General features: G+C 32.1%; 11 protein-coding genes and 1 pseudogene. 10 read left to right on the forward strand and 2 right to left on the reverse strand.

All coding sequences use genetic code 11. The features are described 5' to 3' along the window. Positions 1-185 precede the first annotated feature (185 nt). On the reverse strand, positions 186-827 hold the full coding sequence (locus tag GTZ96_RS17320) for an endonuclease III domain-containing protein (RefSeq protein WP_161645175.1): 642 nt from the start codon (positions 825-827) through the stop codon (positions 186-188). Positions 828-1,235: 408 nt separating this feature from the next. On the opposite strand from GTZ96_RS17320, the gene GTZ96_RS17325 reads away from it, so the two are divergent. The 10 genes from GTZ96_RS17325 (at position 1,236) to GTZ96_RS17370 (ending at position 17,714) form a co-directional block, all read left to right on the forward strand. Further along, positions 1,236-2,657 (forward strand): glycogen synthase, encoded by a 1,422-nt coding sequence (locus tag GTZ96_RS17325; protein ID WP_161645165.1) that lies wholly within the window; start codon positions 1,236-1,238, stop codon positions 2,655-2,657. Continuing rightward, positions 2,654-3,934 carry a glucose-1-phosphate adenylyltransferase gene (locus GTZ96_RS17330; protein ID WP_161645166.1) on the forward strand — a complete coding sequence of 427 codons (1,281 nt, stop codon included), beginning with the start codon at positions 2,654-2,656 and terminating at the stop codon, positions 3,932-3,934. Before GTZ96_RS17325 ends, GTZ96_RS17330 begins: the two co-directional genes overlap by 4 nt. Before the next feature lie 67 nt (positions 3,935-4,001). After that, positions 4,002-5,906 (forward strand): 1,4-alpha-glucan branching protein GlgB, encoded by a 1,905-nt coding sequence (gene glgB, locus GTZ96_RS17335; RefSeq protein WP_161645167.1) that lies wholly within the window; start codon positions 4,002-4,004, stop codon positions 5,904-5,906. Between the two features lie 204 nt (positions 5,907-6,110). Further along, on the forward strand, positions 6,111-8,507 hold the full coding sequence (locus GTZ96_RS17340) for a glycoside hydrolase family 31 protein (protein ID WP_161645168.1): 2,397 nt from the start codon (positions 6,111-6,113) through the stop codon (positions 8,505-8,507). 89 nt (positions 8,508-8,596) lie between these two features. Beyond that, entirely contained in the window at positions 8,597-9,415 is an 819-nt protein-coding gene (locus GTZ96_RS17345; RefSeq protein WP_161645169.1) for a M48 family metallopeptidase, read from the forward strand. Between the two features lie 129 nt (positions 9,416-9,544). Further along, positions 9,545-10,861: an MFS transporter gene (locus GTZ96_RS17350; RefSeq protein ID WP_161645170.1), complete on the forward strand. Its 1,317-nt coding sequence runs from the start codon at positions 9,545-9,547 to the stop codon at positions 10,859-10,861. Positions 10,862-10,916: 55 nt separating this feature from the next. After that, positions 10,917-11,876, forward strand: coding sequence for a DUF6252 family protein (locus tag GTZ96_RS17355; RefSeq protein WP_161645171.1), 960 nt, complete (start codon positions 10,917-10,919; stop codon positions 11,874-11,876). A gap of 196 nt (positions 11,877-12,072) precedes the next feature. Next, positions 12,073-14,523, forward strand: coding sequence for an endopeptidase La (gene lon / locus GTZ96_RS17360; protein WP_161645172.1), 2,451 nt, complete (start codon positions 12,073-12,075; stop codon positions 14,521-14,523). Between the two features lie 219 nt (positions 14,524-14,742). Further along, positions 14,743-16,803: a M1 family metallopeptidase gene (locus GTZ96_RS17365; RefSeq protein ID WP_161645173.1), complete on the forward strand. Its 2,061-nt coding sequence runs from the start codon at positions 14,743-14,745 to the stop codon at positions 16,801-16,803. Between the two features lie 5 nt (positions 16,804-16,808). Beyond that, the gene (locus tag GTZ96_RS17370) at positions 16,809-17,714 is read left to right on the forward strand and encodes a patatin-like phospholipase family protein (RefSeq protein ID WP_161645174.1); all 906 of its coding nucleotides are present in this window, start codon (positions 16,809-16,811) and stop codon (positions 17,712-17,714) included. A gap of 32 nt (positions 17,715-17,746) precedes the next feature. On the opposite strand, the pseudogene GTZ96_RS17375 reads toward GTZ96_RS17370, so the two are convergent. Continuing rightward, positions 17,747-17,864 (reverse strand): annotated as a pseudogene (locus tag GTZ96_RS17375) (IS1595 family transposase); the annotation flags it as partial.

Consider the following 17,864-nt stretch of genomic DNA (forward strand, 5'->3'; position numbering starts at 1 on the left):
AGTTAAGCCCGCCTGCGCAGATGGTACTGCAGTTTTGTGGGAGAGTATGTCGTCGCCTTTCTTTAATCTGAAGTTATTTCAGATTCTAAAACCCTGTTTCTAACGAAACGGGGTTTTTTGTTTTATAATGTTTAAAAATTTTGGAAATATATTCTTTATAAGCATTATATAACTAATAATTAGATTTAAATATTTTTTTTGGGATATTTACAGCTTGAATTTATAGGGCATTCTGAACATTTTGGAATTGGTCGACAAATTTCTCTTCCTAAAAATGAAATTGCCATACCAATTTCGTTCCAAATTTCTCTTGGTAAAGCAGCCATTAACTCTTTTTCTGCTTTTATTCCATCTTTTGTTGGACTTATTATTCCTATTCTTGGTGCTACCCTGATGACATGTAGGTCAGTCATGATTCCATCTGATGGAACATTTGCTTCACGTATAATTACATTGGCAGATTTTCGACCAATTCCTTTTATATTTGTTAATTCTCTCATTGTTAGAGGAATATTTTCGTCTTTTTTGATGGTTTTTACTATGTTAAGGAGCCAATTAGCTTTATTTTCGTAGAATTTGACTTGATGGATGTGTGGAATTATTGCTCCCACTTTTGATTTAGCTAAACTTTCCATATTTGGAAAAACATCAAAAAAATTTGGAGCTATTTTATTAATGTTTTCATCTGAATCTTGAGCAGACAAAACGACCATAATTACTAATTGATATAAGTTTTGGTATCCTAATGGATGCTTTTTGAGTTTGTATTTTTGTAGTATTGGAGTCAATTCTTCTTTCCAATCGATGCTATTGCTAAATAAATCCATTCTCAAATTTAAATAATTTATTTTATTAGGTGTTTTTCTTTTAGTTATTGTTATCAAATTATTACTTTTTGATTTAGCTATCGTTTTATAGAGTAATAATTATATAATTTTAGGCAGAAAAATATGCGAAAATCACGATAGTTTGGTAAGATTTTTTTTAAATTATCAATTTTGACTATTTCAATTTGAATGCGTATTTTTGAAAGATTTTAATGATAAAAAAACTTTACTTTAAGTAGTAATATTTTTTAATTTTTACTTAAATTGTTTCTATTTTTTACTATATTTAGAAAAACTTAAAAAGTATATCATTATTAAAATCAGTAATGTTTGTATTGATTTCGTGGTAATTTAACTTAACTTTTTTGTATTATATTTTTTTAACCCTAAATAAACTTAAATCAATAAATGGAAATATTTCATATTAGTGCAGAGTGTTATCCAGTGGCTAAAGTTGGTGGCCTAGCTGATGTAGTTGGAGCTTTGCCAAAATACCAAGGTAATTGGGGGCATAAATTAAGGGTTGTGATGCCTTGTTATGAGACTAAATTTAGAAACGAAAACGACTTTGAATGTGTTCATTGGGGAACAGTTAAATTAGGAGATTTTAATTTTCCTTTTAGTGTTCTTAAAGAAACAACGGATAAGCTGGGTTTTGAATTGTATTTAATTGAGATACCAGAACTTTTTGACAGAAAAGAAGTTTATGGTTATGAGGATGATATAGAGCGTTTTATGTCTTTTCAGGTTGCCACTTTAGATTGGATTATTGGAAGGGCAACAATGCCGGATGTAATTAATTGTCATGATCATCATACGGGCTTAATTCCTTTTATGATGCAATATTGCCATAAATACCATCAGTTATTGAATACGCCTTCAATGATTACCATTCATAATGGTTTGTATCAAGGGCAATTTAGTTTTGATAAATTAAGTTATTTTCCTGAATTTGATTTGACTCATGTAAAAATTTTAGAATGGAGTCATCAAATTAATTCATTGGCTGTAGGTGTAAAATGTGCTTCGGCAGTTACTACTGTGTCTCCAAGTTATTTGGATGAGATTAATTATTCGGCTAATGGTTTAGAATCCTTGTTTAATCTTGTTCGATATAAATCCAGAGGGATATTAAACGGAATTGATACACAAGTTTGGGATCCGGCGAAAGATAAAATGTTAGAAAAAAATTATTCTATTCAAAATTTCGAAAAAGGAAAACAACAGAATAAAGAAATACTTTGTACTCTTTTTAATTTAGATCCAACAAAACCATTGTTTAGTTTTATTGGTAGATTATGGGATGAAAAAGGGGGAGATTTATTGCCACAAGCTTCGGCTTTAGCGCTCTCAGAAAATTATAAAGAGATTAATATACTGATATTAGGTTCAGGAAGTGCACAAATTGAAAACCAATTGAATAGTTTATTGGTTGATTATAAAGGGAATTACAATACTTTTATTGGATACAATGAAGAACTGGCTCATTTAATTTATGCCGGAGCCGACTTTTTAATGATGCCATCAAGAGTAGAACCTTGCGGATTAAATCAAATGTACTCCTTAAGATATGGAACTATTCCTATTGTTAGGAGAACGGGAGGATTGAGAGATACTGTAGTTGATTTTGGTGACAATGGAAATGGAATTTGTCATGATCAAGCTTCTGTAGGTGACATCTGTTACTCTATTCAAAGGGCAGTTAATTTGTACGAAGATAAAGAGCATTTAAATAAAATTAGAAAAATAGGAATGAGCACGGATCATTCCTGGGAAAAAGCCAGTCAGGAATATATAGAAATGTACAACTTAATACTTAACAAAATATGAAGGCAAAAAGAAAAAACGTTATTGCTATTATCTTAGGAGGAGGACAGGGATCTAGATTGTATCCATTGACAGAAAGTAGATCAAAACCAGCAGTACCAGTTGGAGGTAAATATAGATTGGTTGATATTCCAATTTCGAATTGTATGAATTCAGATATTTATAGAATGTTTGTATTGACACAATTTAATTCGGCTTCACTTAACGCACATATTAAGAATACTTATGTTTTTAGTGCTTTTAGTCAGGCTTTTGTAGATATTTTAGCTGCAGAGCAAACTCCCGATAATCCAACATGGTTTCAAGGAACTGCTGATGCTGTGAGACAATGTATGCCTCATTTTTTGAATCATAATTTTGATTATGCTTTGATATTATCGGGTGACCAATTGTATCAAATGGATTTTAATGATATGCTAGAAGAGCATATTAAAAAAGAAGCCGATATTACAATTGCCACATTGCCAGTTAATGCTAAGGATGCTCCTGAGTTTGGAATCTTAAAAACAAATAGCGATAGCTGTATTGAGTCTTTTATTGAGAAACCTGCCAAAGAATTATTGTCGGACTGGGAATCAGATGTGAGTGAAGAGATGAAAGCGGAAGGGAAGCATTATTTAGCTTCTATGGGGATTTACATTTTCAACAAGAAACTTTTGGTGGATTTAATGTCTAATCCTGATACAAAAGATTTTGGAAAAGAAATTATTCCACAGGCTGTTGGAAATAAAAAAATTCTTAGTTACCAATATGAAGGATATTGGACTGATATTGGAAATATTGATTCTTTCTTTGAAGCTAATATTGGACTAACAGAGGATGTGCCAAAGTTTAATTTGTTTGATAATGATAACAAAATATATACAAGACCTCGAATGTTGCCGCCATCTAAGTTTCAAAATACAATGATGGATAAATCATTAATTTCTGAAGGATGTATTTTGAATGCAAAAGAAATTGTGCACTCAGTTATTGGAATTCGATCTAGAGTAGGTAAAGATTCTGTTATCAAAAATACTTATGTGATGGGGAACGATATTTATCAAAGTATCGAAGACATGGCAGAAGATACTAAAAATAACAAAATATTAGTTGGAATAGGTGAAGGTTGCTATATTAACAATGCCTTAGTGGATAAAAATTGCCGAATAGGAAATAATGTTTACATTAATGGTGGTTCTCATTTAGAAAATGCTACAACTGAATTGTATGCCATAAAAGATGGAATTGTAGTTATTAAGAAAGGTGTGACTTTGCCTGATAATTTTAGAATCGAATAAGTCAATCAACTGTTTTTTTATATCAATATTCTATATTTCTAAAATTTAGAATAATACCAATAATACTATGAGTAAAGTTATTTCGCACTCCCTTTTTACTGATTTTGATATTAACTTATTCAAAGCTGGAAAACATTTTAGATTGTATGAAAAGTTAGGGGCTCATTTAATAGAATTAAATGGTGTTCAAGGGGTTTATTTTGCTGTTTGGGCTCCAACTGCCCATTCAGTTTCTGTTGTGGGAGATTTTAATTTCTGGACACAAGGAGAACACGAACTTTATGTACGTTGGGATTCTTCAGGTATTTGGGAGGGATTTATTCCTAATATCGAGAAAGGCACTACTTATAAATATAAAATTCTATCTAATAATGATGGTTTAGTTACTGAAAAGGCCGATCCATTTGCTTTTTATTGTGAAAAACCACCACATACTGCTTCTGTAGTTTGGGATTTAAATCATAATTGGGATGACTCCAAATGGATGAAAACCCGAAAAGAACATAATGATTTAGATAAACCTTATTCTGTTTATGAGGTTCATTTAGGATCTTGGAAACGCGGCGAAGGAAATCGTTTTTTGACCTATTTGGAATTTGCTGAAGAATTAGTTAGTTATGTTAAAGAAATGGGATTTACTCATGTTGAGTTTATGCCCATTATGGAATATCCGTATGATCCATCATGGGGATACCAATTAGTAGGTTATTTTGCACCAACTTCCCGTTTTGGGAATCCACAAGATTTTATGGTCTTGGTAGATAAACTGCATCAGGCAGGTATTGGAGTTATTTTGGATTGGGTACCTTCTCATTTTCCAGATGACGCACATGGATTAGGTTATTTTGACGGTTCTAACCTTTATGAACATCCTGATCGCAGAAAAGGATACCATCCAGACTGGAAAAGTTTAGTATTTAATTATGGAAGAAACGAAGTACGTTCTTACTTAATTAGTAATGCTGTGTTTTGGTTGCAACATTATCATGTAGATGCATTAAGAGTAGATGCTGTTGCTTCGATGCTTTATTTAGATTATTCTCGAAATGATGGTGAATGGGAACCAAATATTTTTGGAGGAAGAGAAAACCTGGATACTATTAGTTTTTTAAAGGAATTTAATGAAGTTGTCTATTCTAATTTTGAAGGAGTACAAACTATTGCCGAAGAAAGTACTTCCTTTCCAATGGTTTCCAGACCTACATCAGTAGGAGGACTTGGTTTTGGAATGAAATGGATGATGGGATGGATGCACGATACCTTAAAATATTTTCAAAAGGATACTGTCTACAGAAAATACCATCAAAACGATTTGACTTTTTCTATGACTTACGCATTTACTGAGAACTTTATGTTGCCTTTGTCTCATGACGAAGTGGTGTATGGTAAAAAATCAATTGCTGATCGTATGCCGGGTGATGAATGGCAAAAGTTTGCCAATTTACGTTTGCTTTACAGTTATATGTTTACCCATCCGGGAACTAACTTGCTTTTTATGGGAGGTGAATTTGGTCAAATGGCTGAATGGAATTTTCAAGAAAGCTTAGACTGGCATTTATTGCAATACCCAGTTCATAATGGCGTGAAAGAACTTATTAAAGATTTGAATAAGTTGTACAAATCAGAACCTGCTTTATACCAAAAACAGTTTAGTCCGGAAGGTTTTGAGTGGATTAATTATTCGGATCATCAAAACGCAGTGATTTCATACATTCGGAAAGGAAATAATACAAAAGACGATTTGATTGTGGTGTGTAATTTTACTCAAATAGTTCGCAAGAATTACAGAATTGGAGTTCCTAGAAAAGGAAAACTTACTGAAATTTTTAATAGTGATTTAGAAAAATACCAAGGAAGTAACTTACAGAATATGACCGAATTAAAAATAGAATCTTTCCCTTATGGAGGAAGAGATTATTCAATTGAATTACTGTTGCCTCCATTGAGTGTTACTGTTTTTAAAATTTCATAAATAGTTTTTGTGGATCTCAAAAATGGAGCTACATTAAATCTAATTTTTTTTATAAAGAAGTATTAATTTTAACGTTAATACTTCTTTTTTTTGATAAATAGTCAACTATATCGTTTTCGTGAATAAAAATACTATTGTTTATTTATAAAAAAGATTTTTTGTAAGTTTGAGAGAAAGCATAATAACTAATCAAATTGAATCGATATGATTACAAATACAGAATTAGAATACAAAGGGGATTTATACCCATCAAAGATAGTTTCTTTCATGCATGATGTTGATTCTGTATATTTTTATACTGATAATAATGTCATATTAAAACTTACTGTTTTAAGAGATAGTTTGCTTCGTTTTCGATTTACAACTAAAGGTTATTTTAGTAATGATTTTTCTTATGCAATTGATGAAAGTCATACTCATGGATATAATCATTTAGTAGTTAGTGAAGAAGAGACTTATTATAAAATAACGACAAATAAGCTTATTTGTAAAATTCAAAAAGCTGATTTAAGAGCTTCTATATATGATTTGAAAGGGAATGTATTATTAGAAGATGAATTAGGCTTTCATTGGGAAGAATGTTACGAATTTGGAGGGAATATCGTAAAGATGAGTAAGGCTTCAAAAGACGGAGAATGTTTTTACGGCTTAGGAGACAAAGCTACTCAAATGAATCTTAAAGGAAAAAGAGTAGAAAACTTTGCAACCGATCAATATGCTTTTCAAAAAGAACAAGAGCCTTTATATAAAGTAGTACCTTTCTATATTGGATTACATAATAAACAGTCTTATGGAATTTTCTTTGATAATACTTTTAGAACATTCTTTGATTTTTGTCACGAAAGAAGAAATGTAACCAGTTTTTGGTCAGATGGAGGAGAAATGAATTATTATTTCTTTTACGGTCCTAATATGCAAGATGTAGTCACTTCTTATACTGATTTGACTGGAAAACCTGAATTACCACCTTTATGGGCTTTAGGTTATCACCAATGTAAATGGAGTTATTATCCTGAGAGTAATGTAAAAGAGGTCGCTGCTAAATTTAGAGAATTACAAATTCCATGTGATGCTATTTATTTAGATATTGATTATATGGAAGGTTTCAGGTGTTTTACCTGGAACAAAGAATACTTTCCTGATCCAAAACGAATGGTTTCTGAATTAGCCGCTGACGGTTTCAAAACTATTGTTATCATTGATCCAGGGATTAAAATAGACAAAGAATATTCGGTTTACAAAGAAGCTTTGGCAAAAGATTATTTTTGCAAAAGAGCCGATGGTCCTTATATGAAAGGAAAAGTTTGGCCTGGAGAATGTAATTTTCCCGATTATACAAATCCCGAAGTAAGAGAGTGGTGGGCAGGATTATTTAAAGAATTAATTTCAGATATTGGAGTAAAGGGAGTGTGGAATGATATGAACGAACCTGCGGTAATGGAAGTTCCTAACAAAACTTTTCCTAATGATGTGCGTCATGATTATGATGGAAATCCATGTAGCCATAGAAAAGCACATAATATTTATGGAACTCAAATGGCAAGAGCTACCTATAATGGAGTAAAACGTTTTGCCTATCCAAAAAGACCATTTATTATTACAAGATCGGCTTATTCAGGAGCGCAACGTTACACTTCTTCATGGACTGGAGATAATGTGGCTACTTGGGAACATCTTTGGATAGCTAATATTCAGGTTCAAAGAATGTCTATCTCCGGAATGGGCTTTACGGGTTCAGACATTGGAGGTTTTGCTGAGCAACCTACAGGTGAATTGTATGCAAGATGGATTCAGCTTGGTGTTTTTCATCCATTTTGTAGAACACACTCATCAGGAGATCATGGCAATCAAGAACCTTGGGCTTTTGATGAAGAAGTTATTGATATTACTAGAAAATTTGTTAACCTTCGTTATCAATTATTACCTTATTTGTATACCATGTTTTGGCAATATATCGAAGAAGGTGTACCTATGTTAAAACCTTTGGTGTATTACGATCAAGAAGATATTCAAACTCATTATCGAAATGATGAATTTGTATTTGGTAATCAAATTTTAGTATGTCCTATTTTAGAACCTAATGCTTTAGGACGAAGAATGTATGTACCTAAAGGGCAATGGTATAATTACTGGACTAATTGTTTTGTTAAAGGAGGGAAAGAAGTTTGGGTAGATACTAAATTTGATGAAATTCCTGTTTTTGTTAAAGCTGGAGCTATCATTCCTAAATACCCTGTGCAACAATATGTGGGTGAGTTAGAATTTGATGAATTAATCTTAGATGTTTATTACAAAGAAGGTAAAGAAAAATCGGTGGTGTATGAAGATGCACAAGATGGGTATGATTACAAAAAAGGACGATTTAGCTTTGTTTCTTTTCAATTGACAGGAAAAGAAAAAGAATTAAATATTCATGTACACAAAGAAGGGAAGTACGATACGAACTATACTAAATACAAAATCAATTTTATTGGATTGCCATTTGAAATTAAAATTTTAGAAATAGATAACGAAGAAGTAGTTTTTGATGCTAAAAGTTTCAAAGAAAATCAATATTTAATTATTCCTAAAGGTTTCAATGTTTTGCATATTATTGGATAAAAAAAACTAAAATATTGATACAATTGTAATTAATTTTATAAAATTATAGTTAATAATATTTGTATTTTTGTTATTAAAATTTAACAATTATGAAAAAGAATGTAATATTTATAGGAATTGCAAGTTTATGTTTAGTATATTCTTGCGCAACGAATCCGTTAACTGGAAAAAGAACTTTGAATTTTGTTTCTAATAGTGAATTGTTTCCGTCTTCTTTTCAGGAGTATGGAACTTTTTTAAAGGCAAACAAAGTGATTTCTGGAACAGCCGATGCTAAAAATGTAGAAACTGTAGGGATAAAAATAAAAGTTGCAGCCGAACGTTATTTGGCTTCTCTAGGACAAACTGATTATTTAAACGGTTATGAATGGGAATACAAATTAATAGATAATAAAGAAGTGAATGCTTGGTGTATGCCAGGGGGTAAAATAGTCGTTTATTCAGGGATTTTACCAATAACAAAAAACGATGCAGGTTTAGCTACAGTAATGGGACACGAAGTTTCACATGCTCTTGCTAATCACGGAGCGCAACGTATGAGTGCTTCTCAATTGCAGGCGTTAGGTGCAGTTGGTGTTGCTGCTGCAACAGGAAGTCAAAGTGCCGAAAAACAACAAATGTGGCAACAGTATTATGGAATTGGTTCTCAGGTAGGAGTGATGCTTCCTTTTAGCAGAAGCCACGAAACGGAAGCTGATAAAATTGGATTAATATTAATGGCTATTGCGGGTTACAATCCAGACGAAGCGATTACTTTTTGGACAAGAATGTCGGCAAATTCAGGAGGTCAGGCTCCAGCTGAGATGTTAAGTACACACCCATCTGATGCTACCAGAATTGCTAATTTGAAAGCGATGGTTCCAGAAGCAAAATCTGTTGCGGCCAAATTTGGAGTAATATTTAAATAAAAAAAAGAGCAACTTATTTATAGCCAATTCTAACGAATTGGTTTTTTTTTGTGCCAATTTAAAAAGATATTTTTAATTGATTTAAGTAGAAACTGTTTAAAAAATAATAAATTCGTCAAAAAAAGAGATATGATTCCATTACAAAAAGGAGATAAAAAATTATTGAATGCTTGGGCATTTTACGATTGGGCAAATTCAGTTTATCCATTGGTAATAACATCAGCTGTTTTTCCAATATTTTATGAAGCTTTATTTTCAAAAACAGGGCATTATATAGATGTATTTGGTTTCAGTGTAAAAAATTCGGCGCTTATTAGTTTTGTTACTGCTTTTGCCTTTTTAATGGTTGCTTTTTTGTCTCCATTACTATCTGGAATTGCAGATTATGTGGGCAATAAGAGGTTCTTTATGAAGTTTTTTTGCTATTTGGGAGCCTTATCTTGCATGGGATTGTATTGGTTTAATTTAGAAAATATTTACTCTAGTTTATTCTTTTATTTTTTTGGATTGATTGGTTTTTGGGGAAGTTTGGTTTTTTATAATTCCTATTTGCCTGATATTGCTTTTGAAGAACAGCAAGATGCCATTAGTGCTAAAGGATATTCTTTAGGTTACATTGGTAGTATGATTCTTTTAATTGTTAATTTGGCTATGGTAATGAAGCCTGAATTATTTAATATTATCGAAACTGATGGAGAGCCTGCGGCTATTAAAGCAATGCGTTATTCTTTTGTAATGGTGGGTGTCTGGTGGATTTTATTTAGTCAGTATACTTATTATTATTTGCCTAAAGGGAATAAAAATTCGCAAGAAAAAATTACTCGGGCAATTGTTTTTAATGGTTTTAGAGAGCTTAAAAAAGTTTGGTTCTTACTTGAAGAGAATATTCGTTTAAAGAAATACCTGGGAAGTTTTTTCGTGTACAGTATGGCTGTACAAACTGTAATGTTGATTGCAACTTATTTTGGAGCACAAGAAATTGCATGGGAATCTAAAGAACAAAGTACAATAGGATTGATTATTTGTATTTTATTGATTCAATTGGTAGCTATTATTGGTGCTTATACAACTTCGAAAGCTTCAGAAAAATATGGAAATATTCCAGTATTAATCTTTATCAACAGTATTTGGACTGTGTTGTGTATTGCGGCTTATTTTATTCTTTTGCCAATTCATTTTTATATTATGGCAGCCTTAGTTGGTTTGGTAATGGGGGGAATTCAATCCTTATCCCGTTCTACTTATTCTAAATTATTGCCGGAAACTGAGGATACGGCTTCCTTTTTTAGTTTTTATGATGTTGCTGAGAAAATCGGAATTGTGATTGGAATGTTGGTTTATGGGGTTATCGATCAAATTACTGGCAGTCCACGTTTGGCCATTGTGTTTTTGGCTATCTTCTTTATTCTTGGAGTTGTTTTATTAAGAAAAGTGCCTAAAAAATAGTAGGAAAAATAAAATAAAAAATTATATTTGGAGATAATAAAAAAAGCTCCAATTTATGAGAATATTAAAAAGTAAATTACAATTCATAATATTGTTTTTAGTCGCATTACTTGTGTCCTGTACTTACGAACCAGTTGATGGTACTGTTGAACCAGTTGATGGTACTGTTGAACCGGATCCTGGTTCAAGTTCAGGAGTTTTTAAAGCCGACTTTAGCGGAAAGCCATGGACAGCGAATGAAACTCAAGCTATCGTTAATTCAGATTATATAGCTATCACAGCTATGAAAACCGATGGTAGTTTTTTTCAAATTACATTATCTCACGGAACAGTTGGAACATATAATTGGTCTACAGCAACACCAACAACTCCTCTTGTTTTAGCATATTCGCTAGGAAGTGGGCAAGTTCCGTACATAAGTGAAAGTAATTCTGATGCGGCTAATGATGGTTATGTAAATTATGTTGATACTGCTGAATTAGTCATTTCTTCAATTAATAAAACTACAAATATCATTACGGGAACTTTTAAGTTTACAGGAGTAAGATTTGATAATACATTTACAAAAACAGAAATAAAAGTTTTTACTAAAGGTCAGTTTTCGGTTTCATTTACAACTAATAATACTTCACCATCAACAAATAGTTTTTTCTGTAAATTAGATGGTTCAGATTTTATTCCAACAAATGTGGATGGAATTAAAGCTAGTAATTCAATCACAATTAATGGTAGAAGAGGTAGTGTTGAAACTATTGGTTTAACATTGGTGGCGGGGATAACTCCTGGAACATACGATTTAGAAAATTTACCTTTGGGAACGAATAATATTGGATTGTATAATAAAGATATGTCAGGCATGAATACATTTGGAGCTAATCCAGGAACGGTTACAATTACAACTCATAATACTGCTACCAAACATATCGTAGGGACTTTTCGGTTTACTGGGACTAGTTTTTTTGATGTGATTACACACAGTGTTACTAATGGTAGCTTTGATGTATATTATCAATAATTTTTTTTAATGATATTTAAATCCTGAAAGAAAACTTTCAGGATTTTTTTTATGGCACAAAGATTGACTTATAAGAACTAAATAATGCTAGTTTTTTTATATTACTGATTGATTTTCAGTATTGTAAAATACTTGAATACTAACTTTGTTATTAGATAGATAAAATGTTTAATGACAAAAAGACTTAAATTACACTATGTCAAAACATAAAATACTTACTATTGACAATCTGTCACAACAAGAATTCGATTCAGAGGCGGAATTAATACCTTTATTAACACCCGAAGATGAAGAGGAAATGATGAAGGAGGAGCTTCCTGAATCGTTGCCAATTCTCCCATTAAGAAACATGGTTTTGTTTCCGGGAGTGGTAATTCCTATTACTGCAGGAAGAGATAAATCGATTAAACTGATTGATGATGCTAATGCTGGTGGGAAAATAATAGGTGTTGTAGCTCAAAAGGATGAAGAAATTGAAGATCCTACTAAAGAAGATATCAATTCTATTGGTACAGTTGCCCGTATTTTGCGTGTACTAAAAATGCCTGACGGTACTACAACGGTAATTCTTCAGGGTAAAAAGCGTTTCGAAATCGAATCGGTAACTTCTGAAGATCCGTATATTTCTGCTATAATCAAAGATTTTTCGGAAGAACGTCCAGACAATGAAGATTCTGAATTTTTAGCAATTTTAGATTCCATCAGAGAATTGGCTATCCAGATTATTAAAGTAAGTCCGAATATTCCAAGCGAAGCGACTTTTGCTATAAAAAACATTGAAAGTCAATCTTTTCTAATCAATTTTGTTACTTCTAACATGAATTTATCAGTTGAAGAAAAACAAGATTTATTGGCTATCAATAATTTAAAAGACAGAGCTTTAGAAACTCTTAAATATATGAATGTTGAGTTGCAAAAACTCGAACTTAAAAATGACATTCAATCTAAAGTACGTTTTGATTTAGACCAACAACAAAGAGAATATTTTCTTCATCAACAGATGAAAACCATCCAGGAAGAATTAGGAGGTTCGACTCAGGAAGAAGAAATGGACGAGATGTTAGTAAAGTCGAAGTCTAAAAAATGGGATGAAAAAACGCAAACTATTTTTGAAAAGGAATTGACAAAAATGCGTCGAATGAATCCGCAAGCTCCTGATTTTGGTATCCAAAGAAATTATATGGAATTGCTATTGGATTTACCATGGAATGAATTTTCAAAAGACAATTTTGATTTAAAAAATGCGCAAAAAATTCTTGACAGAGACCATTTTGGATTAGAAGAAGTGAAGAAAAGAATGATAGAGCATTTGGCTGTTTTGAAATTAAGAAACGATATGAAATCGCCTATTATTTGCTTAACAGGGCCTCCGGGAGTTGGTAAAACATCTATTGGTCGTTCCGTTGCAGAAGCTTTAGGGAGAGAATACGTTCGAATTTCATTAGGCGGTTTGCGCGATGAAGCTGAAATTCGTGGACATAGAAAAACCTACATTGGAGCTATGCCAGGTAGAATTATTCAAAGTTTGAAAAAGGCAGGAACATCAAATCCTGTGTTTGTTTTGGACGAAATTGATAAATTATCAAATAGTAATCACGGTGATCCTTCTTCGGCATTGTTAGAAGTTTTAGATCCGGAACAAAACAGCTCTTTCTATGATAATTTTGTCGAATTAGGCTATGATTTGTCTAAGGTGATGTTTATTGCTACATCCAACAATATGAGTGCTATTCAGCCGGCTTTGAAAGATCGTATGGAGATTATCAAAATGTCGGGTTATACAATTGAGGAAAAAGTTGAAATTGCGAAACAGCATTTGTTTCCACGTCAATTGAAAGAACACGGATTGACTTCGAAAGATTTGACTATTGGCAAAAAACAATTAGAAAAAATCGTTGAAGGTTATACTCGTGAATCGGGAGTTCGTGGATTAGAAGCTAAAATTGCTCAAGTGATTCGAAATGCAGCAAAATCAGTTGCAATGGAAGAGGAATATAACAAGAAAGTTACCGATGAAGATATCGTAAAAGTTTTAGGAGTTCCTCGTTTAGAGCGTGATAAATACGAAAGTAATGATGTTGCCGGGGTGGTTACAGGGCTGGCTTGGACCAGTGTTGGTGGAGATATTCTTTTTATAGAATCCTTGCTTTCGCCAGGAAAAGGCGGTATGAGTATTACTGGAAATTTAGGTACAGTAATGAAAGAATCGGCTACTATTGCTTTAGAATACATCAAAGCAAATGTGGATCAACTGGGTTTGAATTCTGAATTGTTGTCTAAATACAATATCCATTTGCACGTTCCGGAAGGAGCTACGCCAAAAGATGGCCCAAGTGCGGGAATTGCGATGTTAACTTCGTTAGTATCTCTTTTTACACAAAAAAGAGTGAAGAAAAATATTGCCATGACTGGTGAAATTACGCTTAGAGGAAAAGTATTGCCTGTAGGTGGAATTAAGGAAAAAATCTTAGCCGCTAAAAGAGCAAATATTAAAGAAATCATCTTGTGTCATGAGAACAAAAGTGATGTCGATGAAATAAAACCAGAATACTTAACGGGAGTTACTTTTCATTATGTAAAAGAAATGAGCGAAGTTTTGGCTATTGCAATCACCGATCAAAAGGTGAAAAATGCTAAGACTTTATAATAAAAATACACTGATAATAAAAAATCCAAAATCAATTCTGATTTTGGATTTTTTTGTTTTTAAGTTTATTTCGGAATTACATCACAATACCAAAAACATAATCGTAAACGGCGGTGTCATCCGTCTTTCTTTGCTTAATTTTATTAAAAGTTTAAGAGCTAAACATAATAGTTTGATAAAGCTTTGTAACTTTGAAATTCTGGCCTTAATACACTTTTAATGAAATACTTCTTTCTTTTTATTTCCACTTTTCTATTTGCTCAACAAACAAAAAAAGTTGATTTTACTTCGGTTGCTGCTCATTTGAGTTTAAACGCTGTTGAAAAATCGGTTTATGGAACAGTAAATTATTCTTTTGAAATTTTAAAACCTACAGACACCTTAAAAATTGATGCTCAAAATATGAATTTTTCTAAGGTAATACTGAATCAAACGAATGTTCAATACATCAATTCAGGAAAGCAACTGCTTATTGTTTATCCGTTTCAAAAAGGGAAAAACGAACTAATTTTTGATTACACCGCAACACCAAAACAAACCTTGTATTTTGTAGGTTCAGAAAATACAGGAGATTTGCAAATTTGGACTCAAGGACAAGGGAAATATACCAGTAATTGGTTTCCCAGTTTTGATGATGTGAATGAAAAAGTGATTTTTAATCTTGAGATTAAATTTGATTCTGTTTATCAAGTCATTTCTAATGGTGTTTTAAAGTCTAAAAGCAGCAATGGACAAGCGAGTGTTTGGCAATATCAAATGGATAAACCTATGAGTTCTTATTTGCTAATGCTCGCCATTGGGAAATTTGAAAAGAAACTCCAATTTTCGAAAAGTAAAATTCCATTAGAATTGTATATAGAAAACAACGATGCTTCTCGTTTTGAACCCACTTATCGCTATTCGGCTCGAATATTTAATTTTTTAGAGAAAGAAATTGGGATAAAATACCCTTGGAAGGTGTATAAGCAAGTTCCAGTTCGGGATTTTTTGTATGCCGGAATGGAAAATACCTCGGCAACCTTGTTTGCAACGCGTTATGTTGTAGATTCAACTGGGTTTGAAGACCGAAATTATACTAATGTTGACGCACATGAATTGGCACATCAATGGTTTGGCAATTTGATTACAGCAGCTAGCGGAAAGCACCATTGGTTGCAAGAAGGTTTTGCTACTTATTACGCTCTGCTGGCTGAGAAATCGATTTATGGAGAAGATTATTTTTATTGCAAAATGTATGAGTCTATTCAGCAAATAAAATATGCATCAAGAACCGATAGTATTCCTATTTTGAACGAAAAAGCGAGTTCGTTGAGTTATTATCAAAAAGGAGCTTGGGCTTTGTTTGCCTTGCATCAGGAAATAGGAGATAAGGCATTCAAAAAAATCATTAAGAACTATTTAAAAAAGTATGCTTTCCAAACGGCAACAACGGAAGATTTCTTAGCTGAAGTAAAAAAAGTAAGTCGTTTTGATACGGATACTTTTTCAAAACAATGGCTTGAGTCAACTGTGATTAATACTCAAAAAATCAATGAGTTATTGGTTGAAAATAAAATAACTAAGATACTGTTAGAATTAGATAAAATCAAATCGAAACCTTTAGCCGAAAAAGAAGGTTTTTTTAAGCTAATTCTAATGTCAGATGCTTTTCATGTGGCGAAAGAAATGGTTGTTGAACAGCTCCAGAATGAAACTTTTGAAGCTAAAAAACAGTTTTTACAATTGGCTTTGGAAACCAATGATCTTCAGGTTCGTCAGGCAGTGGCTTATTCATTGCCTAAAATCCCGGAAGAGTTCAGGACTGATTACGAAAGTCTTTTGGATGATGCCTCTTATCAAACACAGGAAATTTCCTTGCTGTATTTATGGAGAAACTTTCCTAAACAGCGATTGGATTATTTAGAAAAATCAAAAAAATGGATTGGTTTCAACGATTATAATCTTAGAACTTTATGGCTGTCATTGGCTTTAATGACTCCTGAATATCCGATTAATAAGCAAGATGTAATTGATGAACTTATCAGTTATTCATCTGAAAAATACGAAGCTACAACCAGACAAAACGCCTTGGAAAAACTAATTGGATTTCAGTTAATTAATGATGTGGTTTTGATTAATTTAGTAAAAGCAACTACGCATCATATGTGGCAATTTTCTAAATTTGGACGCGATACTATTCGAACTTTATTGAAAAATCAAGAATCTAAAGGTTCCTTTCTTCGAATTTTACCCAGTTTGAACGAAAAAGAGCAGTTTCAATTGAATCGATTATTAAATTAAAAAACATGAGAGCATTGGTAATTTCTGGAGGAGGAAGCAAAGGAGCATTTGCTGGAGGTGTTGCTCAGTTTTTATTGGAAAACAAGAAAATTAAATACGATTTACTGATTGGAACCTCTACTGGAAGTTTACTTATTCCTCATTTAGCTCTGGGAAATATCGAAAAAATACATCGTATTTACACCAATGTGGATATGGGTAAAATTTTCAATATCAATCCGTTTATTGTTAAAAAAAAGAATGGAATAGATATGGTGAGTATCAATCATTTTAATGTGTTGTTGCAGTTTTTTAGAGGAAAAAGAACCTTTGGCGAAAGCAAAAAATTGCGTACTTACATTAAGAGAAATTTCCCCATCGTGGAATTTAACCAGTTAAAAGCTTTAGAAATAGATGTAGTTGTTACTGTTACAAATCTTACTACGAATCAATCAGAATATAAATCCATTAAAGAATGCACTTATGATGAATTTTGTGATTGGATTTGGATTTCGAGTAATTATATTCCTTTTATGAGTATTGTAACCAAAAAAGGATTTGATTATGCCGATGGCGGTTTTTCCAGCTTAGTACCTATCCAAGAAGCGATTAATCGGGGAGCAACTGAAATAGATGTTGTTATCTTAGAAACTGAAAAATCAACTCCAAGAATAGCTATTGGAAAAAATCCTTTTTCGTTATTGATTGATTTGTTCCAAATTGAATTAGATCAAATTGAAAAACACGATATTTTACTAGGAACCCTATCTGCTTCTCATAATAACGTTAAGTTGAATCTATATTATACTCCAATTGATTTAACTAACAATGCTTTGATTTTTAATAAAGTAAAGATGAAGCAATGGTGGCAAGAAGGATTTCAATATGCTTTGAAAAAAAGCGAATCTATGGAGGTTGTTAAACCATTATGAAAAGTATACTTGATTTAAATTCTTTTATTGAGTTATACACTTAATATCTGTTTTATGTTTTTTTGATAAATCGGTTTTGCATTCACCATTCTTTCTATGGATTTATGAAAAATACTTGTTTTAAATTGAGAACGGTTTATCCTAAAACAA

Source organism: Flavobacterium undicola (assembly GCF_009909155.2).
GTDB lineage: Bacteria > Bacteroidota > Bacteroidia > Flavobacteriales > Flavobacteriaceae > Flavobacterium > Flavobacterium undicola.